Origin of the sequence: Dyadobacter sp. CY312 (assembly GCF_021390535.1) — a bacterium.
Taxonomy (GTDB): Bacteria; Bacteroidota; Bacteroidia; order Cytophagales; family Spirosomataceae; genus Dyadobacter.
This window is the reverse complement of the sequence record NZ_JAJUXG010000008.1, coordinates 297,807-321,078: the sequence shown is the minus strand read 5'-3', so window position 1 is coordinate 321,078 and position 23,272 is coordinate 297,807. Positions and strand designations below refer to the sequence as shown.

The following is a 23,272-nucleotide window of genomic DNA, read 5'->3' as shown; positions in this document are numbered from 1 at the left end:
AATTCCGGCAACACCTTAGCACCTGGGAAGAACTTAATGATAAAAATATATTTCAGCCTACTGCTCTCAATTATGGTGACAGTTGGTTATGCTCAAAATTCATCCTGCGCCTGCTTCATTAAGGGTGAGGTTCGTGACCAACACAGCGGGCTTCCTGTTGTTGGCGCAACAGTCTTGATTATAGGGCAAAACAATGGTGTATTTACAGACGCTCAGGGTAAATATCAGATTAACAATCTTTGTCCTGGCACTTACCAGCTCGAATGCCGTATCGTTGGCTATACCTCTTCTTTGCATAAAATAGATCTGACCGAAGGCCATGAAGAAGATTTCAGTATTGAGGAAAATGAAATCCATCTACATGATGTTGAAATAACGGCTCATCGGACAGATGCTCCTGCTTCACAACCACTTACGACCATATCAGGAAGTGAATTATTCAGAACCAGAGGTGATAATCTGGCGGAAAGCCTCAAAGGATTAACCGGAGTAACATCCCTGCAAACCGGCTCATCGATCTCAAAACCTGTTATTCATGGAATGCACAGCAACAGGGTATTAATTATGAACAACGGGGTGCGTCAGGAAGGGCAACAATGGGGATCTGAACATGCGCCAGAAATTGATCCTTTTGTAGCGACCCGCCTTTCTGTGGTGAAGGGCGCAGCTGGTGTTCGCTATGGTTCCGATGCAATTGGTGGCGTTATTCTGGTCGAGCCAGAGGAGCTTCCATTCAATAAATCTTTAAGTGGAGAAGTTAATCTGGTAGGCTTCTCCAATGGCCGTCAGGGGGTTTCCTCGGCGACGATTCAGGGGGGTATAAAGGGATTTACAGGTTTTGGCTGGCGAGCGCAGGGAACATTCAAAAGAGGCGGAAATGTACGAACGCCAAATTACTATCTGGATAACACGGGTTTAAGTGAAAAAAACTTCTCACTATCAGTAGGATATCGTTTAAAAGGATTTGGCATTGACGTTTTTTACAGCCGGTTTGATACACAACTCGGAATCTTTTCAGGGTCTCATATCGGAAGCGTAACCGATCTGCTGAATGTCATAAAAAATGGAGAACCGCTCATTAAGCCTGGTTTCACCTATGATATAGCACGTCCTAATCAGAATGCGTCGCATAATCTGATCAAAGCGGAAACACATTACCATTTTAAGGACGGAAACAGAATACAATGGACCATCGCCCAGCAGCTTAATGATCGGAACGAATTTGACTTACATCGACCCCGCAACGATTCCATAGCAGCGCTCAATCGGCCTGAACTTACCTTTAAACTCAACACATTAACCAATGATGTGGTGTGGGATCACAAGCCCATTGGCGGAAAAATAAGTGGACAAGTCGGAGTAAGTTCACTGTATCAGTATAATCTGATGAGTGGCCGTCCGCTGATCCCTAATTTTAATCAGTTCAATATTGGTATGTTCTGGATTGAAAGATATGCGAAAAATGGTTGGGAAATGGAAGCTGGTATTCGTTATGATTACAGGACTTTGGCGACACATCGCATTGTAAGAAAAGAAAAAGTTTCAACAGACTTTACGTTTTCTAATTTTTCGGGAACATTAGGTGCAACAAAAAATATTTCCCAGACCTTATCAGCAAGGCTCAATGTGGGTACTGCCTGGCGTGCACCCAATGTGAGTGAGCTTTTCAGTGATGGCGTCCATCATGGTGCTGCTGCGTATGAAAAGGGAGATTCCACGCTAACTCAGGAACAGGCAATTAATACCATTGCAAGTGTAAAATATACATCAAACAGGCTGACTGTGGAATTAGGTGGTTATTACAATTATATAGCTGATTACATCTACTTAAAACCTCAGCCCGAACCAATGCTGACGATCAGAGGTGCATTCCCTTATTTTAAATACACGCAAACCAACGCTGTATTCAGAGGTATCGACCTTTCGGTAGACTGGGAACTTATTAAAAATCTGACACTGACCAGCAAACTGAGTTATCTGAATGTGTATGACAAGAGCAATGACAGCTACCTGGTGATGATTCCGCCGAACCGCTGGGACAATCAGTTAAAGTATCAATTACCAGTTTTAGGGCAGGTAAAAGATGCATTTATATCTGTTGGCAACCTTTCCGTGGCACGGCAAAAAAGAGTTCCCGCAAACAGCGACTTTGCTCCACCTCCCAAAGCCTATTCGCTTTGGAATCTGCAAGCCGGAGGTACACTTCCGGTTTCAGAAAAAAATGAATTCGAAATCAGTATCTCTGTTCAGAACCTTTTTAATACCGCTTACAGAGATTACCTCAACCGCTTTCGCTATTACGCGGACGATATGGGCAGACAAGTCTCCTTACGCCTGAAATGGAAGTTTGGTGTTTGAAATTAATTTTCACTTTTATTCAAAATAACAGATCAAGTATGAAAATGAACCGTAAAATAACCTGGATGCTTCTTTTTGGTATGACGGCCCTATTTACGCAATGTAAAGATTCGGGAGATGAAGTAAAGCCGGATGACGAAAACGAGCTGATCACCACAGTGATACTAAAATTTACAGAGCAAGGCACAACCAATGTAAGTACTTTCAAATCCAGTGATCCTGACGGAGAGGGGGGCAATCCACCAGTAACAGACGCGATTTCACTAAAAGCAAATACGACCTACTCTGTTGGCATACAGCTTCTGGATGAAAGCAAAACCCCTGCGGCGGATATTACCGAGGAGGTAGAAGAAAAATCCGACGAACACTTATTTATCTACACTGCATCTCCGGCAGCCTTGCTTACATACACTGCTGAGGATAAGGATGCCAACAACTACCCAATTGGTCTTGTCGGAAAAGCGGTGACAGGTACAGCAGCAACCGGAAAATTGAAAGTTCAGCTTCGCCATCAGGCAGGCACTAAAAACGGAACTGCAACGCCGGGAAGCGATGATGTAAATGTGGACTTTGACCTGAAAATACAATAATCTATTAATGAAAAAGACCGGATGAGGAGTTTCCTCATCCGGTCTTTTTCATCAGGGAAAATCTTTACTCCCTTATTTCAGCTTAGAAAATCACTAGTTATTACATTTTGGACAAGTCCCTTGTATCAACAGATTGAAGTTTTCAGGCTTATAGCCCTGCGGTAACTGCACTGCCGGTATGTGCTGATTTTCGAGACAATTTGTTTCTCCACAAGCATTACACTTAAAGTGAATATGGTCATGCTGATGCTTTTCTTCGGAACAACTGTGAGAGCACAAAGCGTAACGCAGCCCTTCATCGTCGAGCACTTTATGTATAATGCCTTTTTCCAGAAATGTTTTCAGCGTGCGATAGATCGTAACTCTGTCGTAATTTTCTCCAAGTGCACCTTCCAGATCTCCATGAGAAAGCGCATTTTTCTTATTTATAAATGTAGAAAGCACATCCTCCCGACAAGTGGTTGTCCGCAGGTGATGCACTTTTAATGTTTGTCTCAATTGTTCCATTATTTCTAACAATTTGGTTCGCTTGTCAGGTTGCACTACAAGTAAAACCCTTCCTGCCAAAGTTAAGTTCTAAGTTTGGAAAAATCCAATCTTAATATTATCCCTCAATAAATTATAAAATTAATTAAATTAAATACTGCAACACCGTTGCAAATGAAAGCTTATAGCGTTATTTTTGCAACATGATTGTATTTAGTATGAAAGCAACACACTCACACGGCAAAGCGGATTATATAGGAATTTTGGGCTCTGTACTATGTATTATACATTGCCTGCTGGTTCCCGCACTGGCTTTTGGTACCACAATGGCCCACGATCACCACGTACATACAGGACTTGTTTCTCTGGATTATCTATTTATAGTTATCAACGGCGCAGCTGTATATTTCGCAACCAAAGAGCATAAATCCATTCCTTTAAGAGTTCTTTTGTGGGGAGCACTTGTCATTTTCGCCGTGTCGCTTATTTTTGAAGGTGCACATCCTGCGTTCACCGTACTTGGTTATGTTGGTTCCGGTCTTCTGATCGCTGGTCACCTCATCAACCTTTACATTTGCCAGATAGCACCCCGGCTTAAATTCAGAGCTTCCTGATTTTTATTTATCATACTCCACTTCAAATCTACCTAAGTCGGGACGCACCGGACGTTTCCGGCTTAATTCATATTCAAGAATTGTCTTCCCGAGGTTAGCCATGAACGGCAAACCTACCTTATCATAATCGTACCTGTCGTCATTAAATATGCCATCTTCATTGGCATAGATTACGGCAGTAAGCATAAACTCTATACCTTTTTCGAAATCGGCTATGTACGCGTTGTCAAGAAGATAGCCATAAGCATCACCTGATTTATTGAATAACCGCAAATGCCGCGGAAGGCGCGTTTTAGTGGCTCCAAATAAGAGAAATTTCAGATAACCATCGTAGTAATCATCTGTATAATGAGCAGGATAACTTGTTTCTACCGGGAACTGAGACATATATCTATAAAGAAAGGCGTAATCATCCTCCGTGAGATTGAAACGCTGCAACTCAGGAGTTTGCCCTGGAAAAAATATAGCTTTCAGCAGTTTGTGCTGTTCCTCTATTGGGAAACTGTTCTTCTCCGTAAAAGCAAAAGGTTCATTTACTAAAACACCCTCCCTCATGTATCCATTTCCCTTTAAGACAGGCTCGGGTGCAAAATATGTTTTTGAAGAATAACGGGCTGGCTGTTCATAAATCACTTTCCCGTCTTTTTCAAATTTTATCGGATTGGTATACCTGTTATTCTCGGAGCCAATCGGAGATTCCAGCCGATGCGTGATTCTCACATCCTTATATCCTTTTTTCAGTAGCGTTTCGTTAAACTCTTCCTGCCCGATAAACTCATACAATCTATTGAAAGCGTCATTATCACTTGCTAACAATATCTTTTTGGCATAATGCGCAACCGAAGGGAAACCGTTTTCGGAGGTAGTGTCAACCCTTACGGCAGTTTGTTCGGGACGGACTACATCGGTAAGCATTGTCGTATTCTTGTCTATACCCAGTTTATTCAGCTTCTCAAATGCCAGAACAATGGAAAGCAACTTCACCGTACTCGCCGGATAAAAGTATTCACCCCTGTTTACTTGGTAGCCGTAGGTTTTAAAATGAGGCTCATTTTTAGCGTTCCTGTCAATGCGGGTGTAGAGAATCTGTATTTTATATTTTTCAGGCGTTTTTAGAATGTCCGAAAACCTTTCCGGATGTTTTTTAAGAAGTTTTTCAATAAATGTATCAGCTTGAAACTGAGCCGCGGCTGGCAGGTAAAACAGAGCAGAGAACAAGAGAATCAAAAGCTTATCAATCCTAAATTTAATCATAGATCATCCCGGGCGCGTATTAAACGAAGATACAGATTTTATTTTAAAGGGATGGATGAATTATATTTTACTGATAGTCGCCTTTACTCATTAACTATAACTATGGCGAGAAAATGGAAGAAAATGAACTACGCAGCAGAGGCTGGTTTGGCAAATCGGGCAAAGACGGATTTATTTACCGAGCCTGGATGAAAAATCAGGGATATCCAGCCGACGAATTCGAAGGCCGCCCTGTCATTGGAATTTGCAATACATTCTCGGAACTGACACCTTGCAACGGTCACTTTCGTGAACTTGCCGAATCAGTAAAACGGGGTGTGTGGGAAGCTGGTGGTTTTCCGTTGGAATTTCCGGTGATGTCCCTGGGGGAAACGCTGATTAAACCAACCGCAATGCTGTATCGAAATCTGGCCAGCATGGATGTAGAGGAGTCCATACGTGCCAATCCGATTGACGGCGTAGTGCTTTTGTGCGGTTGCGACAAAACAACCCCATCCCTGGTAATGGGAGCAGCAAGTGTTAACATCCCAACCATAGTTGTTTCCGGTGGCCCTATGCTTACAGGAAGATATAGGGGCAAGAGCATCGGTACCAGTGATATCTGGCGGTTTAGTGAAATGCACCGGAAAGGAGAAATTTCTCAGGAAGAACTAACAACCGCGGAAGCATGCATGTGCCGTAGTGACGGGCATTGTGCGGTAATGGGAACCGCATCCACCATGGCTTGTATGGTAGAGTCTCTAGGCCTCACGCTACCTGAAAACGCTGCGATTCCGGCTGCCGATTCCAGGAGAAAAGTTCTTGCACACATGTCTGGCCGCAGAATCGTGCAGATGGTAAAAGAAGATCTCCGGCTTTCTCAGATTCTTACAAAGGAGGCTTTTGAAAATGCGATCATGCTTAATGCTGCTATTGGAGGCTCTACCAACTTTGTGATACACCTGTTAGCCATTGCCGGCAGAATTGGAGTTGAGCTGTCCCTGGATCATTTCAACGATTTGTGCGCAAAGATTCCCTTACTGCTCAATCTTCAGCCGTCAGGTGGGTACTTTATGGAAGACTTCTATTACGCTGGCGGACTGCCGGTCGTTATAAAGGAAATGCGTGGAATGCTCCATCAGGATGTAATCACCGCAAATGGCAAAACAATGGGCGAAAACTGCGCTGATGCAGAATGCTTTGACCCTAACGTAATTGGTACGCTGGATGAGCCTGTAAAAAATCTGACGGGACTAGCCGTTGTCAGGGGCAATTTGTGTATAAACGGGGCAGTAATAAAGCCATCAGCATCGTTAAAGCCAGAGCTGATGCAGCACCGGGGTAAAGCTGTGGTGTTTGAAGATATTGACGATTATAAAGCCCGGCTTGACGATCCGGATCTGGATGTGGATGAAAACAGCGTTCTGGTTCTAAAAAATGTAGGTCCGAAAGGATATCCTGGTATGCCGGAAGTTGGCAATATGTCGCTTCCTAAAAAACTGCTTGCACAAGGTGTAATTGACATGGTCAGGATTTCGGATGGTCGCATGAGCGGAACAGGATTTGGAACAGTTGTTTTGCACGTTTCGCCGGAGGCGGCTGTGGGTGGCGTCCTGGCGCTGGTACAGGATGGCGATATAATAGAACTGGACGTAGAAAATCGCAAGATAAATCTTGAAGTGTCTGATGAGGAATTGGAACGCCGAAGAGCACTATGGCAGCCTTTGGAACTGGGTTATAACCGGGGTTATGTGAAGCTTCACATTAATCATGTTATGCAAGCGCATGAAGGAGCAGATCTCGACTTTCTAAAAGGCGGCTCGGGTGATAAGGTTACAAGAGATTCGCACTAAAAACCATTTACATTCCCACTTCCCTGTTGTGTACTCACTCCGTTATGTGGTGCACAACAGGGAATTTATTCAGTAACAGATAACAACCTTATGAACAGCCAATTATTTAATAATCAGGTAGCAATTGTTACAGGTGCCGGACAAGGTATTGGCTTTGAAATAGCCCGCCAACTTGCACAGCAAGGTGCAGGAGTAATACTTAATGATGCAGATCCGGAGATGGTCGCCAATTCGGCTATGACTATACGCAATGCGGGTGGAGAATGTATTGCATTTGCAGGAGACGTTTCTCAGCCTGAAATTATTGAAGGTATGGTAGAAGAGGCAATTCGTTGCTTTGGAAAACTTACCATTACAGTTGCCAATGCCGGCATTACCCTTTTCGGTGACTTTTTCGAATATCCGTTAGAAAATCTGAGAAAAGTTTTGGATTTAAATCTGGTCGGATCATTTCTTCTGACGCAAGCCTCTGCCAGACAAATGAGAGCTCAAAAAACCGGTGGCAGGATTCTGCTGATGTCCTCTGTTGTAGGTCATCAGGCACACCAGTTCCTGGGGGCATACGCTATGAGTAAGGCAGGACTGGAAATGCTTGCTAAAAATCTGGTGATTGAATTATCGCCTTTCGGCATCACGATAAATACGGTTGCCCCTGGAGCCACCCTCACTGAAAGGACATTGGCAGAAGACCCGACTTATCCTAAAACCTGGGCAGCCATAACGCCAATGGGGCGACCTGCTATCTGCGAAGATATAGCCAATGCTGCGTTGTTTCTTCTATCGCCACATTCGGGGCACATTACAGGACAAAGCCTGGTTGTGGATGGCGGATGGACTTCTGTAAGTCCGCTTCCTGACCTGAGTAATATGGGGGTGAGATAAAGAAACAAGCAAAATTCTATTCGTCTCCAAACAACTGTGCTTCCAGATCGTCGATATTACTGTCCTGTGAAACAAAAAGCTCTCTTGGTTTTGAAGAAGACTGGGGCGAAACAGTCATATAATTCCGATACTGTTCGTCGCTGATGATGAGTAATTTTAAAGCTCTTTTAAGCACCATCTGGAATGGAACTTTAAAGAAATTTGCAATGTCGAACGCCAGAAAACCGGGAATGGTAGAGATATCGTTCCTGAAAAAGCTCTCTACTTCACCGTAAGGTAAAAGAGCGTCAAACACCAATTGTTCGGACCTGTTTACTAAGGATGTTCTGGCAGGATAGGAACTACTAAGCCCCAAAGAGACAGTAAGCAAGTGTATCTGATAATTACGCTCATTTACGTCCGCTTTGGCATTCACAAAAACCCACCCTTTCTGATGAAAAATCGCTGAAAAACCTTTGAAGGTTTCGTCCACATGGTGCAACTGAGCGATTTTTATTCCTTCGGGATACGGAAGTTTGTGACCAAGCTGATGAACGATGTCTTGTGCATAGGATATATCTGCCACCTCACCCGCGGGTTCAATCATCCAGTCTCCATTCACCAACCCATCAAAAAGCTCATCTGCGATCCGCTGACTTTCTACCTGTCCTAGATGAAGAATAATTCGGTTTCCGCGAACAGAAAAGTCAAGTGGAAGCTGATTTTTGGGTTGCTTGCGAGGCATAACTAGTGGACTTTTTTATAGTGTATAATTCAAAGATACACCCTATCAATTTGCACTGCAATAGCCTTTCTTATTTTATCTCCATTCCAGCGTATTAAGTAATTGAATCATATCCTTTTGCAGGTAGTCAATTACCGGCGAAAGCGAATCATTTTTTGTGGCAACAGGAAAATAGATCGCTCCCCTCAGAAAATGATCAGTACTATCTGTGGTGTAAAACTGGTAGGGACTTGGAACATCACCTTCTATTTTGAAAATCATCACGGTATGTCCACTTTTGGTAACTACCCTTTGCTCCTGGATTGAGGAGGCGCGTATCTGATGTTTCCCTGCCAATTTATACGCGTCGTTGATGTAATCGCGAAGCAGGTTTTGATCCTTTTTTAAAGGCTTATAGGTAAGCTGAATGTTAGCAGAAAATTGCGGGTATTGAATAAAGAGCCAATCCTTCTGAGCTGTCGCAAAGGTATCGGGAAGAACCTTTGCCCATTTCGAATAAGCAAACGTATACGGATGTTTTTCAGTGAGCTGCGTATATGAATGGGCAGGAAGCTCGATTCTGTTGTATCCTTTCGGTTTGGGAACATAATTTTGATCCGGTTTGCCGCAAGACAATACAACCAAACACAAAACAAAAAATACACTCGTCTTTTCTCGGAGGAAAGATTTATTGGGCATAGCAAAAAAATACTAATCAACGTGCAAAGCTAACGAAATACAGTTAATTATATTTCTGAAAACAGATTCTAACAAAAAACGGAGCGACCATGAAGCCGCTCCGTTTAATTATTTACTGACAATATCTATTCAACCGTCACCGATTTCGCAAGATTTCTTGGCTGATCCACATTTCTTCCACGCATTACTGCGATATAATAAGAAAGAAGCTGCAAAGGAATTACCGACAACAAAGGCGTTAGAATTTCATGCGTTTTTGGAACTTCAATAACAAAGTCAACCATTGTCGGAATCAACGTATCTCCTTCCGTCACAATGGCAATTACTCTTCCTTTTCTTGCTTTTACCTCCTGAATGTTGGAGACAATTTTCTCATAAGAGCTATCTTTTGTAGCAAGAAATACCACCGGCATGTCTTCATCAATTAATGCAATCGGACCGTGCTTCATCTCAGCAGCCGGGTATCCCTCTGCATGTATATATGAGATCTCCTTAAGTTTAAGCGCTCCTTCCAAAGCAACCGGAAAATTCAAACCTCTTCCCAGATATATGAAATTCTTTGCATAGGTAAAGATGAAAGCTATCTCCTTAATTTTGGACGCGCTTTCGAAAACACGTTCGACCTTGGAAGGAATATTTTCAAGTTCAATCAGCAACTGGCGGTATGTCTCTTCTGAGATGGTTCCTTTTTTCTTTGCAGTTGCAAGGGCCATCAGCGTAAGCACAGTAACCTGAGCAGTAAATGCCTTGGTACTGGCTACGCCTATTTCTGGTCCAGCGTGTGTATATGCGCCTGCATGTGAAGCGCGGGCTATGGAAGACCCCACCACATTACAAACACCAAATATGATTGCGCCTTTCGACTTCGCCAGTTCAATGGCTGCAAGCGTATCGGCAGTTTCTCCCGATTGGGATATAGCAATGACAATGTCTTTTTCTTTAATTATCGGATTTCTGTAACGGAATTCGGATGCATATTCTACTTCAACATTAACACGTGCCAGTTCTTCAAAAAGATATTCAGCCACAAGACCTGCATGCCATGAAGTACCGCAACCAACAATTACAATTCTTTTCGCTCCTGCGAGCTTATCCATGTAACCACTCAGGCCTCCCAATTGCAAATGAGCCTCATCTGCCCGTAAGCGCCCACGCATGCTGTCGGCTATGGAGCGTGGCTGTTCAAAAATTTCTTTGATCATGAAATGGTCATAACCACCTTTTTCAATGGTTTCCAGTTCCATTTCCAATTTCTGAATGTATGGAATTGTTTCTGTGTTATCCAGGTTTTGAATGCTCAATTTCCCGTCACGCACTAACGCCACTTCGTAATCGTCCAGATAAACAACGTCTTTTGTATACTCTATAATCGGCGTAGCATCGGATGCGAAGAAAAACTCATTTTCTCCAACACCAATAACTAATGGGCTTCCTTTCCTCGCTGCAATCAACTGTCCGGGATGATCAACTGACATCACAACGATTGCATAAGCTCCTATAACCTCTCTAAGAGCCAGCTTAATAGCATCTTCAAGCGAACTCCCGGCCTCATTTTGTATGTCTTCAATAAAGTGGATAAGTACCTCTGTATCCGTATCGCTATGAAATACATGCCCCTTTTTGAGGAGATTTTGCTTTATGGAAGCGTAGTTCTCGATAATCCCATTGTGAATTATCGCCAGTTTCCTGTTGTTGGAATAATGCGGATGTGCATTTACATCATTAGGTTCGCCGTGAGTAGCCCATCTGGTATGCCCAATTCCAATTGTAGATTTCAATTCTTTTCCTGCCTGCTGCCCTTCGAGGTCGGACACTTTCCCCTTTTTCTTATAAATGTTCAATTTGCCTTCCTCAAGCAATGCAATTCCCGAGCTGTCATATCCGCGATACTCAAGACGTTTAAGTCCTTTAAGAATCAACGGAAACGCATCCCGTTCTCCTACATAAGCCACTATTCCACACATAACCAGTTAATTTTATTTGAGTGTATGTTCATAAAAACGTACAAATTAATATTAATCATAGCGGTATAACAAACATACGCACCCAAAAATATCCAATTTAGGGAAAGTGCTCGAACACACCGATCAAAGCACCAGTATCTTTCACCAGCATGTATTTTAAAAGCACAGCATTGTTTTGTAAGATACTTTCAATGGAGTCGTCGTAAACTAAAAAAGGCGACTTAATAGTCGCCTTTTTTTAAAAAATTTTATTAATTCCTAACTCATCAAATCTGTATAAAGATTGTAATAAGATTCGGAGAATTTCTCATCCTGTTCGTCAAGTTCGACACGCTTTGGTGCATCATTAAAGATCTGGTTCAAACTGTCGCTGCAATGCTCGTCTGCTTTAATTACAGCGTCGGCATAAGCACAACCAATTTTAACAAATCCTTCGAAATCGGCAGAATGAAGATGAGCCAAAGCTTCATCACTCACGTCCATCGCTTTAGCCTTACTTTGCAGATCGGCGTCAAATTTGAAGTCAAAGGCGTTGTTGTGAACAGTGAAAACACTCTTTGTATCCTTAAACATAGGATCGTTCCTGTAAGTTGTCTTAAGATACAAAGGAATCAATGCAGTCATCCAGTCGTTGCAATGCACGACGTCAGGAGCCCAGCCTAGTTTTTTTACAGTTTCCAGAACACCCTTGCAGAAGAAAATCGCACGTTCATCATTGTCATCATAAAAGTTATTTTCCTTATCAACGAAAACAGATTTACGATGAAAATAATCATCATTATCTATAAAATAGACCTGAAGCTTCGCATTTGGTATCGAAGCAACCTTAATGATCAGAGGCTTTTCTTCATCTCCTACGGTAATATTTATTCCTGACAGTCGAACTACTTCATGAAGCCTGTTTTTGCGTTCATTGATCAAACCAAAACGTGGTACCAGAATTCTAATTTCTGCGCCGCGCTCCTGCATCGCCTGTGGAAGTTTTCTTACATAATCGGCAACGTCGGTAGTCTGAAGGAAGGGGTTGATTTCACTGGCTACATATAAAATTCGTAGTTTCTCCATAGATATTTAGCAGTTTGTGAAAAAAAGTTTTGCAAAATTATACAAAAAAAATCGCAAAATCAAAAGATATTCCAAACATATTGTGATATTGCGCTCAGTTTGGGAATACCCATGCTAAATATTTTGGAATCATCCCGTCAGAGCTGGTTTTGTGATTGAGAAATCCGGAACAAGCCTTTCATCGAAAGGCTCTCATTGGCCAAAATCCCTTCTTTAATTCATGGAAGTATTTACTTCAATTCCAAGTCTTCGTTTTTTCCTGAATCAACAACGCAGTAACGGCAAATCGATTGGACTGGTACCAACCATGGGAGCATTACATCAAGGACATATATCCTTGTTGGATAAGGCTAACTCTGAAAACAATATTTCTGTCTGCAGTATCTTCGTAAATCCTACCCAGTTCAACAATCCGGAAGACCTTGCAAAATATCCCAGAACATTAGAGGCCGATCTGGACTTACTGAAAGCGGCAAACTGTTCAGTTGTTTTTGCACCGACAGCAGAAGAAATGTATCCTGAATCTCCCGTAATGACCTTCAATTTCGGATTACTGGAAACTGTGATGGAAGGCGCATCAAGGCCAGGACATTTTAACGGGGTAGGAATTATTGTTTCCAAGTTGTTCAATATCATCCAACCCGACAAAGCCTACTTCGGGCAAAAAGACCTTCAACAGGTTTCAGTAATTAAGAGACTGGTAACAGACCTCTCCTTTTCTTTAGATCTTGTTATTTGCCCAACGGTAAGGGAGATAAGCGGACTTGCAATGTCGTCAAGAAACCAGAGACTAAGTGAAGAAGAGAAAGCGACTGCTTCTCATATTTACAGAATACTATCTTTTGCGAAAGAGAAGATTCTAGGCGGAGGAAGTATTGAATTGGCAAGAAGAGAGGCAGTTGATCAGTTTTCAGCAATACCAGAATTTACAATGGACTACTTTGAGATAGTTGATTTGAATACCTTATTACCTCTTGCTAATTTAAAACCGGACGGAACAAACGCGATATGTGTCGCTGCGTTCCTCGGACCTGTAAGATTGATCGATAACGTCATTTTTTAAACAGGTGCAGATACCCAAAGATATCTGCACCCTTCTATGTTAAGACAATTTCCAGTCTCCTCTGTATTTACGGGTCACAAATTGATTGGCCTCGTCAAAGTTTGTAATCTTCATTGAGTTGCCATCCCAAAGCAATCTCTTGCGACCTGGGTAGTTGAATCCTTTTCCATCTGCATTTTCTTTACGCAAATTATAGCTGCGGATAGCCAGATTACCCATGATTACGGTTTCTGTGAGCGGACCGGAATAATCGAAAGAAGAACTCAAAGCTTTGTGTTCCTTACTTGCGAAACCTGCTTTACAAGCATCAGTCCATGCCACATGATGACCAAACTCAGGCAAAGATGTATATTTAGTCTGGAAAGCATTGGCAGGCATTTCCAGCTTCTCTCCGCCTTTAAGGTAAACCTTTGGCTTGTTTCCGTATGTGCCACACATCATCACACCTTTATCACCAATTAACATGGCTCCATTGCTACTATCTGCGTCACCTAGCGGGTCATTTGCTGGTACCAAATCCGGATGAAAAGGACGAAGGCCCCCGTCATGCCAGGTCATCGTCAGAGGTGATTTATTCACCTTCGTCGCTGGAAATTTGATCTCCACTCTTGAAGACGGCGGACATCCTTCCGGAATATATTCAGGAGTCCAGTCTTTCAGAAATACTGCACCCACACTACATTCTACCTCAGTTGGATAACCTAGTCCAAGCACACGGAACGGAGAATCGATTAGGTGACATCCCATATCTCCCAGTGCACCTGTTCCGAAGTTCCACCAGCCATGCCATTTGAACGGATGATATGCAGGACTGTAATCGACCCATTCAGCTGGTCCTACGTACAGATCCCAATCCAAAGTGCTTGGTACTTCTGATTTCTGGGTTGGTACGGGAATACCTTGTGGCCAGATCGGACGGTTTGTCCATACATCCACTTCCTTTACCGTTCCGATAACCCCTTTTTTAAACCACTCCACCATTTGCTGCTGACCCGGGTTAGAAGCGCCCTGGTTTCCCATTTGAGATACCAGTTTGTATTTGCGGGCAGCTTCGGTTAATACACGGGCTTCGTTGATGTTGTGAGTCAGAGGTTTTTGAACATACACATGTTTCCCTCTTGCCATGGCAGCCATCGCAATCACCGCATGGGTGTGATCCGGCGTCGAGATGGTTACAGCGTCGATGTCTTTACCCATTTCATCGAACATCTTGCGAAAGTCTTTGTATTTTTTAGCATCTGGAAACTTGTCAAAGCATTTCTGACCTAAATTCCAGTCGACATCACAGAGTGCCACGACGTTTTCTGCACCTTTATTATATGCATTTGTAATATCAGAAAAGCCCTTGCCTCCGATCCCGATACCGGCAATATTCAGTTTATCACTAGGTGCTTTGAAACCTTTACCCAATACATGCCTGGGAACTATAAAAAAACTTCCAATTGCTGCCGCAGTCGTCTTTTGGAGAAAGTCACGACGACTGACATCTTTTATCTTATTCTCTGTACTCATTGGTTTTGGAATTATAAAAAAGGTTAATAGTTAAAAGGTTAAAGCAAATTTCACTCGATTATTACCTAATGGTATTAATTCAGGCATAAATATAACAATGCACGAATGGATTTCATGTATATCAAAGTAAAATTAACCGATCAGTCGAGTAGCCCAAGCTTCCTTGGAATGCCCAGGCCATTCAGGACGAATCAGGAACCTGTTCTGCAGGCAGGTTGTTTTGAAGGCTCAGTATTATTCCTGTAACTTTGCTTTGAAGTTGCAATACAATAAATTTTAACTCATACCACTGAGTAATGCAAATAACACTCATGAAATCGAAGATTCACCGGGTTAAGGTGACTCAGGCAGAATTAAACTATGTTGGGAGTATCACGATTGATGAAGACCTGATGGATGCGGCCGGATTAATAGAAAATGAGCAGGTACACATTGTAAATAATAATAATGGAGAGCGCTTTGTAACTTATGTGATCAAGGGAGAGCGTGCATCCGGTATGATCTGCCTCAATGGCGCTGCCGCCCGAAGAGTTCAGCTTGGCGATATCATCATCATCATTGCCTATGGCAGTATGTCTCAGGAAGAAGCAAAAACGTTTAAGCCTATGGTTGTTTTCCCCGACCATAACAATCAGTTGGTTAGCTAGCAGCTTCTCTTCTCTGTATTTATCAATTCGCAATAAGAGCTCAATGAAAAGTGCATTACGTTACATTATTTCCCTTGGATTAGCGGGAGGCTTAATTTGGTTTGCCTTCAAAGACATTGATCTCGTAGACATGCTCGACAGGTTCGCACGCTCTGACTGGCGGTGGATAGCTTTGTCGTGTGCATTGTTACTACTTGCTCATGTGATCAGAGCGTGGCGCTGGAACATGCTTATGGAGCCGCTCGGATATAAGCCGGGCCTGTTCAACAGTTCTATATCAGTCCTGACAGGTTATTTTGCCAATTACATTGTTCCTCGCATGGGAGAAGTGACCCGCTGCGGTACGCTCTATAAGCTCGAACGTGTTCCCGTAAATCTCAGTTTCGGTACCGTAGTCGCCGAGCGGATTTTTGATGTCATTATATTACTGGTTATGATCGGGCTCAATTTTATACTTGAATTCGAAAGGCTGAGTAAATTTTTTACTGATTTTTTTACAAGTAAAGTCCCATCCGGAAACGGTGTTTTGCTTACGATTATGATCTTCGGGCTTATTGCTGTTGCAGGAGCAGGGGTTTACATTTTTAAGAATAAAGGTCTCAGAGACAAGCTTCAAAACAATGCCCTGATACAAAAAGTGATTCTCTTTGCTCAGGGCATGCTCGAAGGATTACTGAGTGTAAGAAAACTGAGTAGCCCGGGATTATTCATTTTCAGTACTATTGCTATCTGGGTGCTTTACTATCTGGTATCATATGTGTTGTTCTTCTGTATTCCTGAAACTTCCAGTCTGGGATTATTGGCAGGACTTACATTACTGGTTGTAGGTTCTATTGGCATGGCGGCTCCCGTACAAGGCGGACTTGGTGCCTACCACATGCTGGTGGGAAGTGTAATGGTTTTATATGGTTTGACATATAAGGACGGTATCACGCTCGCTACTTTTATTCATGGAGCTCAAATGTTATTTATGCTGGTTGTTGGTGCACTGGCATTCTTAATTGTTTTGGTAAAAAAAGATAAAAGCGTTTTGACGGAACCAGCCGAGATTCCGGCCAGGTAACACCCGATGACATTCGTGAAAAATATTTCCTCTATTCAAATCAAAAGTGTATGAACCAAACGGAAAGCAAAATTTTAAGATTAGAAGAAGCAGTACCTCAGATAGCCGACTGGCAACGGGCAGGACAAAAAGTGGTTTTTACCAATGGGTGTTTTGACATTGTTCATCTTGGCCACATTGATTATCTTGAAAAAGCACACGCCCTTGGCGATCGTTTGGTGCTTGGGCTTAATACGGATGCTTCGGTAAGCAGACTTAAAGGTCCGCTCCGTCCGGTGGTGAATGAATATGCAAGAGCACGTTTGATGGCTGCCCTTTCATTTGTGGATGCTGTCATTTTGTTCGACGAACCTACGCCTTCGGACCTGATAGAGGCAGTAAAACCTGACATTTTGGTAAAAGGTGACGATTATACAGTCGAAACCATTGCTGGCGCGGATTTTGTTCTTGGTAATGGAGGTGAGGTAAAAACCATAGCTCTTGTTAAAGGATATTCAACATCAGGACTGATTGAGAAGATCAAACAAGGGTATTGATAAGAAAACAATAATTGATAATTTCAACGTTATGTTTTGACCTGCTTCACCGAGCATTAATTATCATTAACTAAATCTAAAACATAACTCACTATGGGTGGTGCATATTTAATTGGTATACTCGTCATGATCATAAGTTTTTATGTTCAATGGCGCTTAAAAAAGAAGTTTGAGGAATATTCTCAGGTTGGCCTGAGCAACGGAATGAGTGGTAAGGAAATTGCTGAAACCATGCTACGTGAAAGCGGAATTTACGATGTGCGCGTACTTTCTGTTGAAGGCAAACTGACTGACCACTATAATCCGCAGGATAAAACAGTAAACCTGAGTCCGGATGTATTTTACGGAAGAAGTGTAGCGGCTGCGGCTGTTGCTTCTCACGAATGCGGACACGCCGTTCAACATGCAACAGCTTATAAGTGGCTGCAAATGCGTTCTCAGCTGGTTCCATTCCTGAGCGTTTCTTCTCAGTACATGCAATGGGTGATTCTTGGAGGAATTTTATTGCTGAATACAACTCCAATTCCGTTGGCAATAGGTGTTGCTCTTTTTGCATTCACAACATTGTTTAGCTTTATTACCCTTCCTGTGGAGTACGATGCAAGTAACAGAGCGCTTGCCTGGATCAAAAACAACAGGATAGTAAACGAACGCGAATATGTAATGTCTGCCGATGCCTTAAAATGGGCTGCAAGGACATATCTGGTAGCTGCAATCGGTTCTCTGGCAACATTGCTTTATTATGTGAGCATATTGATGGGAAGAAGAGATTAATCATATAGGATTTTCATTTACAAAAATGGGCTGGCGATCAATTCACCAGCCCATTTTTTGTATATCAGTAGATTAGTTTTTACGTTGATTCCAATAAATTACCAGATTGTGTGTGGCTCGCCCTGATGCAATGACATCCAGATCCCCGTCACCGTCCAGATCGGCAGACGCTAAGTCCTCACAAGCCATCTTTATTTTTTCATCGAGTGTGTATTCCTGCCATTTCTTGCCCTCCGAGTCAGAGCCTACAAATATCCTCACTCCCGTTTCCCCCACAACGTTCGGATTTCTCCAACCCATCACAACCTGATCTCTGCCTTGCCCGAAAAAGTCGGCACAAATCAACGCATGCCCTTCCTTGATTTTATCTGTAAGTACGGTTCTGTTGTCTTTTGAATAAACTACAAGAGAATTTCCGTGCATGGGTTCTATTGTGGCGGTAAACAATTGATTGTTCCCCAAACTTCCCGTTCTGATCTCTCCCACTCCATTGCCCGTCACCATCCAATTCCCCGACGTTGCCCAGCCTGTTGCGCCGTTCAGAAATACCTGAACACCTTCTTTACCGGCAACTGCCATTCCAAGAAACCGCTGTGATACTTCCATGGGCTGAAAATTGTGTGTCATATGCATTTCAGTGTCGAGCAGCTGATAGCTCCATATTCCCTTCCGTTTCTCAGGAACATCAAAAGCAATGGCTTTAACCCCGGCCCCTTCTCCGCCAATATTTCCCTCACCATGAAGTGGCAGCACAATGAGCTGATAAGTATCATCCGTTGTTTTTACAAACTGCATGCGATGAATCGTAACCTGATGATGTAAACGCACTGGTTCCCAGAGCTGGGTTCTGTCAGCAGGCGCATCCAGATAAAACACTGCCCCTGACTTCGCTGAGCTTTTAGTTTCGGACGGGTTCCATTGTGCACCAACAGCTACCTCTACTTTCCCGTCACCATCTACATCCCGGGCCGCAATACATACATTATCGTATTCCGTAAGGTCCTTTGCAATTACGTACCTAACCCACGGCTTGTCTTTTTCACCTGGATTTTTGTACCATACTATTTCCTTTTTATCTGCCAGTAAGATATCCGGTTTCCCATCACCATCCACATCTCCTGTAACCACCCCATAACCGATGCTGATCTTATCATCAACCACCTCCCCCTTGAAAGTGGCGGTTTGAGCGACTGACATTTGTACTGAGGCAAAGATTGGTATACAATAAAGGATGTACTTTCTCATCTGTTCTTATTTCTGTTTAATATCAAACAGACAAAAATTTATGTCTATTTTTTCCCAATATACTTCAAAAAGGTTTAACGGAATATTTGAAAAGACAGATTTTTGTGTGGCTTTGAACTGCATTACCTACTTTTGCAAATCAAAAGAAAATCAATTAACCATTCATGAAAACGATTCCGCTTCACCAGATACATGTTCAATTAGGTGCTAAAATTGTACCTTTTGCCGGTTTTGAAATGCCTGTACGCTATTCTTCCGATCTGGAAGAGCATCATACGGTACGCAACAACGTAGGTGTTTTCGACGTGTCTCACATGGGAGAGTTCAGCGTGAAGGGACCAAAAGCACTTGATCTGATCCAACGCGTTTCTGCCAACGATGCATCCACGTTGTTTGACGGAAAAGTACAATACAGCTACTTACCTAATGCCGATGGCGGTGTGGTGGATGATTTACTTGTTTATCGGATTGCAGAAGATGACTACATGCTCGTAGTAAATGCTTCTAACATTGAAAAAGACTGGAACTGGATTCAGCAGCATAATACAGAAGGTGTGGAGATGGAAAACATGTCTGCCGATGTATGCCTTCTTGCTGTTCAGGGACCGAATGCTACAGCAACATTGCAAAAACTCACAGAGGAAGATTTGGCAAGTATGGAATATTATACATTCAAAATCGGCAAAATGGCCGGCATTGAAAATGTTGTCATTTCAGCGACGGGCTATACAGGTTCAGGTGGTTTTGAAATATATGTAAAAAATGATGATGCCGAGGCAATGTGGAATGCCATTTTCGAAGCTGGTGAAGAATTTAGCATAAAACCCGTTGGACTTGGTGCGCGTGATACGCTGAGACTGGAAAAAGGTTTCTGTTTATATGGGAATGATATTGATGACAAAACTTCGCCTTTGGAAGCAGGTTTAGGATGGGTTACAAAATTCACCAAGAACTTTATCAATTCTGCTGCTTTAAAACAACAAAAAGAAGCTGGTTTACAACAAAAACTGGTTGGCTTTGAGATGATTGACCGTGGAATTCCGCGTGGACATTACGAACTATGCGACGCAGAAGGAAACAAAATAGGAGAAGTAACTTCCGGAACACAGTCGCCTACTTTACAAAAAGGAATAGGAATGGGCTATCTTCCGGCAAGTTACAGCAAGCCGGACACTCAAATTTTCGTAAAGGTTCGCGATCGGTTGCTTAAAGCCCAGGTTGTGAAGTTGCCCTTCGTAAAGGGATGACCGTTTGATACTGTCAAAATTAATCATCCATTATTGTCTCCGTATTATTTCTATTTATGAAACAACTTGACGTCTGTCTTACGCCTGACCTGCTGCATTTACATAAACTGGACAACTCCATAGTTGTAGTTGCCGATATTTTTCGTGCTACTTCCTGTATGGTAACCGGGCTTGCTTATGGTATAAAAAGCATAACGCCTGTGGCGAGTATTGAAGAATGTAAATTTTTGCAGGATAAGGGTTTCATTGCGGCCGCGGAGCGCGATGCAAAAAAAGAAGAAGGGTTTGATCTGGACAATTCCCCGTTCAGTTATATGAACGAGAGGCTAATTGGTGCAGAGATAGCAATGACAACCACCAACGGAACGTTATCCATCACCAAAGCACGTACTTCGGCGGTTAAAGTGATGATCGGCTCGTTCTTGAATCTGGGTGCACTTGCCAGTCACCTCAGAACGGAACCTTATGATGTTCTTGTTTTATGTGCCGGCTGGAAAGGAAGACCAAACCTGGAAGACACTCTATTTGCCGGTGCACTTGCTGATGAGTTAAAAGACCAATTTATGCTCCGGGAAGACGGAACACTCATGGCTCAACGGCTGTATGAACAATCGAGAGATAATTTGCTGGCTGCCGTCTCTAATTCTTCTCATGTTAGGAGGCTCCAACGCCTTGGCATTCAAAAGGATATTGCTTATTGTCTGCAAAAAGACCTTTACGATATAGTACCTGTGCTAAGAGGCAGCACTTTGGTTGCGATGAAATAGTATACCAAGTTTTAAATTATTAAAAATCTGCATGTTACGGTTCCTTTTTATTTTCTTCTTCACCGGGTTAGCTTGTATACAACATGTATCCGGACAGCGAACAACACCTAAAAAACCTGCTGTAAAACAGTCTGCCGTGAGTAAACCCGCGGTGCAAAAAGTACCTGCGCCTGCTGTAATACAGGATACATTAATAAAAAAAGCAGAATTGGATACAACAGCTGTGCCAGAGGGAGGTTTGACTGAAAAAGAAGCAGATGAACTTGCGGAAAAGGCTGCGAAAACTGCAAAAGACACCATTGACGCCTACAAAATAAAAATTGAGGATATTTCGTATCTGTCGGTCTGCCCGGGAACGACCGTTCACATACCTTTTACCACCGAAGGACCGTTTGATGACGAGAACACTTACATAGCTCATCTGATCGACGCCTCCGGTAAATCAATTGCAATTTCACTTCCCGGCAAAAAAAGCCCGTTAAAAGCCGTGATCCCGTCTTACAAGATCGGAGGTGAGGTATATCATTTACAAGTAGTAAGCAACATTTCTGTTATTAAGAGTCAGCTTGTACCAATCCGGTTGCTTCAGACGCCCGTTGCTCGTATAGAAGTAATCGACGGAACACAGGCTGCACGGATTATGCCCGGTCAGGAGGCGCATCTGAAAGTAAATTTAAGTGGTACTGCACCCTGGTCATTTCAATTGTCTGACAGTTCAAATGTATTGAACACCATGTCCAATCCACATTATCTGATCGTGAAGCCTACGCAAATTAAGGCTTACAAAATCATGGGCGTCTCTAATGCTTGCGGCAGTGGTACAATGAGTGGGGAAGCAATTGTGAATGTAGATAATAACCCTGAACCAAAGCTTGAATTGAAGGAAACCGATAAAATTGCGCGTGTCTGCAACAACATACCTTTCCAGGTTCCATTCAGTGCAACTGGTAAATTTAATAAGGGAAATAGGTTTGTAGTGCAGATTGCAGATCGGACAGGCGCTTTTAAAAATCTTTCGACTCCGGATTCATCTGGCTATATCAGCACCCAAATTCCTGAAACTTACAAACCTGGCGAGTACCGTCTTCGTGTTACGTCGTCAGCACCCTATCTGGTGAGTCAGGTTGCCAAAGTAACTATCGTATCACCAACGACAACGATTTTACAAAAAGATTCTTTGTTCCTGAATGAAGATCAGACAGGAGAATTAACTGTGGCATTTAATGGTGGCGGCCCTCCATGGTTCGTATTACTTTCGGATGGCACCTATGAGAACAATATTCAGGAATCTCCTTATAAAGTAAAGGTTAAACCTTATTACGACACCAATTATCAGATCACTTCTGCGGGGGGGCTTTGTGGCGTTGGCAAATTTTCGGGTCGTGCAAAAGTTGCTGTCAAGACACCACCCGTTGCTATAATATTAGAAAAGCTTTCCCAAAACATGGTTTGCTCTGGTGCTACTCTGGAAATTCCTTACAAAACCGTCGGACGCTACAATCCGGGCAACAAATTTGTAGTTCAGGTCACTGATAAAAATGGAAGGTTTGTTGATTTACCAACAACCATCACGCCTACGACAATGAATGTAAAACTCACGTCGGCAACCTCATCCGATACGATAAGAACGCATAAAATCAGAATCATATCCTCATCTCCTGCCGTATCCAGTGCCGTAGAAGAAATTGACATCATTGCTCCAAACAAAGCTGTTGGTGAAGTATCTGGAAAGGGTATTATCACTGCCGGAAGATCTACCCGGATTCAGCTTAAATTCAAAAACGGTTTGCCTCCATGGTCATTTACGTTGTCCGACGGCACAGCCATTAATGGAACTTTCCTTAATCCATATCTGATATCGGTAACGCCAGGCGCTACAACCGAATACAAGTTAACCTCTGTAAAAAGTGGCTGTGGAACCGGAACGGGAAAAGGTTCGGCAATCATTACGGTAGAAAATTAATTTTCGGA

Annotated in this window: 21 protein-coding genes; 13 read left to right on the top strand and 8 right to left on the bottom strand. The window is 42.8% G+C overall.

Going from position 1 to position 23,272, the window contains the following annotated elements:
• Positions 1-36: 36 nt before the first annotated feature.
• Both LZG71_RS12700 and LZG71_RS12695 read left to right on the top strand, forming a co-directional pair.
• Positions 37-2,358 carry a TonB-dependent receptor gene (locus LZG71_RS12700; RefSeq protein WP_233820939.1) on the top strand — a complete coding sequence of 774 codons (2,322 nt, stop codon included), beginning with the start codon at positions 37-39 and terminating at the stop codon, positions 2,356-2,358.
• Between the two features lie 38 nt (positions 2,359-2,396).
• Positions 2,397-2,948 (top strand): hypothetical protein, encoded by a 552-nt coding sequence (locus LZG71_RS12695; RefSeq protein ID WP_233820937.1) that lies wholly within the window; start codon positions 2,397-2,399, stop codon positions 2,946-2,948.
• Between the two features lie 93 nt (positions 2,949-3,041).
• Here LZG71_RS12695 and LZG71_RS12690 read toward each other — a convergent pair whose 3' ends face one another.
• The gene (locus LZG71_RS12690) at positions 3,042-3,455 is read right to left on the bottom strand and encodes a Fur family transcriptional regulator (RefSeq protein WP_233820935.1); all 414 of its coding nucleotides are present in this window, start codon (positions 3,453-3,455) and stop codon (positions 3,042-3,044) included.
• Positions 3,456-3,652: 197 nt separating this feature from the next.
• Here LZG71_RS12690 and LZG71_RS12685 point away from each other — a divergent pair, with 197 nt between their 5' ends.
• On the top strand, positions 3,653-4,048 hold the full coding sequence (locus LZG71_RS12685; RefSeq protein WP_233820933.1) for a MerC domain-containing protein: 396 nt from the start codon (positions 3,653-3,655) through the stop codon (positions 4,046-4,048).
• Positions 4,049-4,051: 3 nt separating this feature from the next.
• On the opposite strand, the gene LZG71_RS12680 is transcribed toward LZG71_RS12685, so the two are convergent.
• Positions 4,052-5,302 (bottom strand): serine hydrolase, encoded by a 1,251-nt coding sequence (locus LZG71_RS12680; RefSeq protein WP_233820931.1) that lies wholly within the window; start codon positions 5,300-5,302, stop codon positions 4,052-4,054.
• A gap of 113 nt (positions 5,303-5,415) precedes the next feature.
• Between LZG71_RS12680 and LZG71_RS12675 the strand changes: the two genes are divergently transcribed.
• Both LZG71_RS12675 and LZG71_RS12670 read left to right on the top strand, forming a co-directional pair.
• Entirely contained in the window at positions 5,416-7,134 is a 1,719-nt protein-coding gene (locus tag LZG71_RS12675) for an IlvD/Edd family dehydratase (protein WP_233820929.1), read from the top strand.
• 90 nt (positions 7,135-7,224) lie between these two features.
• Entirely contained in the window at positions 7,225-8,016 is a 792-nt protein-coding gene (locus LZG71_RS12670) for an SDR family NAD(P)-dependent oxidoreductase (protein WP_233820927.1), read from the top strand.
• 16 nt (positions 8,017-8,032) lie between these two features.
• On the opposite strand, the gene LZG71_RS12665 is transcribed toward LZG71_RS12670, so the two are convergent.
• The 4 genes from LZG71_RS12665 to LZG71_RS12650 all read right to left on the bottom strand — a co-directional run bounded on the left by LZG71_RS12665 (position 8,033) and on the right by LZG71_RS12650 (position 12,447).
• Positions 8,033-8,740 (bottom strand): hypothetical protein, encoded by a 708-nt coding sequence (locus LZG71_RS12665; protein WP_233820925.1) that lies wholly within the window; start codon positions 8,738-8,740, stop codon positions 8,033-8,035.
• 75 nt (positions 8,741-8,815) lie between these two features.
• Positions 8,816-9,418 (bottom strand): gliding motility lipoprotein GldD, encoded by a 603-nt coding sequence (gldD, locus tag LZG71_RS12660; protein WP_233820923.1) that lies wholly within the window; start codon positions 9,416-9,418, stop codon positions 8,816-8,818.
• A 125-nt stretch (positions 9,419-9,543) separates the two neighbouring features.
• Positions 9,544-11,382, bottom strand: a complete 1,839-nt coding sequence (gene glmS, locus LZG71_RS12655) for a glutamine--fructose-6-phosphate transaminase (isomerizing) (RefSeq protein ID WP_233820922.1) — start codon at positions 11,380-11,382, stop codon at positions 9,544-9,546.
• A 258-nt stretch (positions 11,383-11,640) separates the two neighbouring features.
• Positions 11,641-12,447 (bottom strand): glycogen/starch synthase, encoded by an 807-nt coding sequence (locus tag LZG71_RS12650; protein WP_233820920.1) that lies wholly within the window; start codon positions 12,445-12,447, stop codon positions 11,641-11,643.
• A gap of 220 nt (positions 12,448-12,667) precedes the next feature.
• Here LZG71_RS12650 and panC point away from each other — a divergent pair, with 220 nt between their 5' ends.
• On the top strand, positions 12,668-13,510 hold the full coding sequence (panC, locus tag LZG71_RS12645; protein WP_233820918.1) for a pantoate--beta-alanine ligase: 843 nt from the start codon (positions 12,668-12,670) through the stop codon (positions 13,508-13,510).
• Positions 13,511-13,549: 39 nt separating this feature from the next.
• Here panC and LZG71_RS12640 read toward each other — a convergent pair whose 3' ends face one another.
• Complete coding sequence (locus LZG71_RS12640; RefSeq protein ID WP_233820916.1) at positions 13,550-15,022, bottom strand: Gfo/Idh/MocA family protein; 1,473 nt, start codon at positions 15,020-15,022, stop codon at positions 13,550-13,552.
• Between the two features lie 296 nt (positions 15,023-15,318).
• Here LZG71_RS12640 and panD point away from each other — a divergent pair, with 296 nt between their 5' ends.
• From panD to LZG71_RS12620, 4 genes are all read left to right on the top strand, one after another.
• Positions 15,319-15,669, top strand: coding sequence for an aspartate 1-decarboxylase (gene panD, locus LZG71_RS12635; RefSeq protein WP_233820914.1), 351 nt, complete (start codon positions 15,319-15,321; stop codon positions 15,667-15,669).
• A 43-nt stretch (positions 15,670-15,712) separates the two neighbouring features.
• On the top strand, positions 15,713-16,732 hold the full coding sequence (locus LZG71_RS12630) for a lysylphosphatidylglycerol synthase transmembrane domain-containing protein (RefSeq protein WP_233820913.1): 1,020 nt from the start codon (positions 15,713-15,715) through the stop codon (positions 16,730-16,732).
• 50 nt (positions 16,733-16,782) lie between these two features.
• Positions 16,783-17,268, top strand: a complete 486-nt coding sequence (gene rfaE2 / locus LZG71_RS12625; protein WP_233820912.1) for a D-glycero-beta-D-manno-heptose 1-phosphate adenylyltransferase — start codon at positions 16,783-16,785, stop codon at positions 17,266-17,268.
• A gap of 93 nt (positions 17,269-17,361) precedes the next feature.
• On the top strand, positions 17,362-18,042 hold the full coding sequence (locus LZG71_RS12620; RefSeq protein ID WP_233820911.1) for a zinc metallopeptidase: 681 nt from the start codon (positions 17,362-17,364) through the stop codon (positions 18,040-18,042).
• A gap of 72 nt (positions 18,043-18,114) precedes the next feature.
• Here LZG71_RS12620 and LZG71_RS12615 read toward each other — a convergent pair whose 3' ends face one another.
• Positions 18,115-19,287: a VCBS repeat-containing protein gene (locus LZG71_RS12615; RefSeq protein ID WP_233820910.1), complete on the bottom strand. Its 1,173-nt coding sequence runs from the start codon at positions 19,285-19,287 to the stop codon at positions 18,115-18,117.
• A gap of 164 nt (positions 19,288-19,451) precedes the next feature.
• Between LZG71_RS12615 and gcvT the strand changes: the two genes are divergently transcribed.
• Genes gcvT through LZG71_RS12600 form a run of 3 tightly spaced genes read left to right on the top strand, consistent with a single transcriptional unit; the run spans position 19,452 to position 23,264 of the window.
• Positions 19,452-20,534 (top strand): glycine cleavage system aminomethyltransferase GcvT, encoded by a 1,083-nt coding sequence (gene gcvT, locus LZG71_RS12610; RefSeq protein ID WP_233820909.1) that lies wholly within the window; start codon positions 19,452-19,454, stop codon positions 20,532-20,534.
• Positions 20,535-20,590: 56 nt separating this feature from the next.
• Positions 20,591-21,301 (top strand): 2-phosphosulfolactate phosphatase, encoded by a 711-nt coding sequence (locus LZG71_RS12605; RefSeq protein WP_233820908.1) that lies wholly within the window; start codon positions 20,591-20,593, stop codon positions 21,299-21,301.
• A 31-nt stretch (positions 21,302-21,332) separates the two neighbouring features.
• Positions 21,333-23,264 (top strand): hypothetical protein, encoded by a 1,932-nt coding sequence (locus tag LZG71_RS12600; RefSeq protein ID WP_233820907.1) that lies wholly within the window; start codon positions 21,333-21,335, stop codon positions 23,262-23,264.
• The last annotated feature ends 8 nt before the right edge of the window (positions 23,265-23,272 follow it).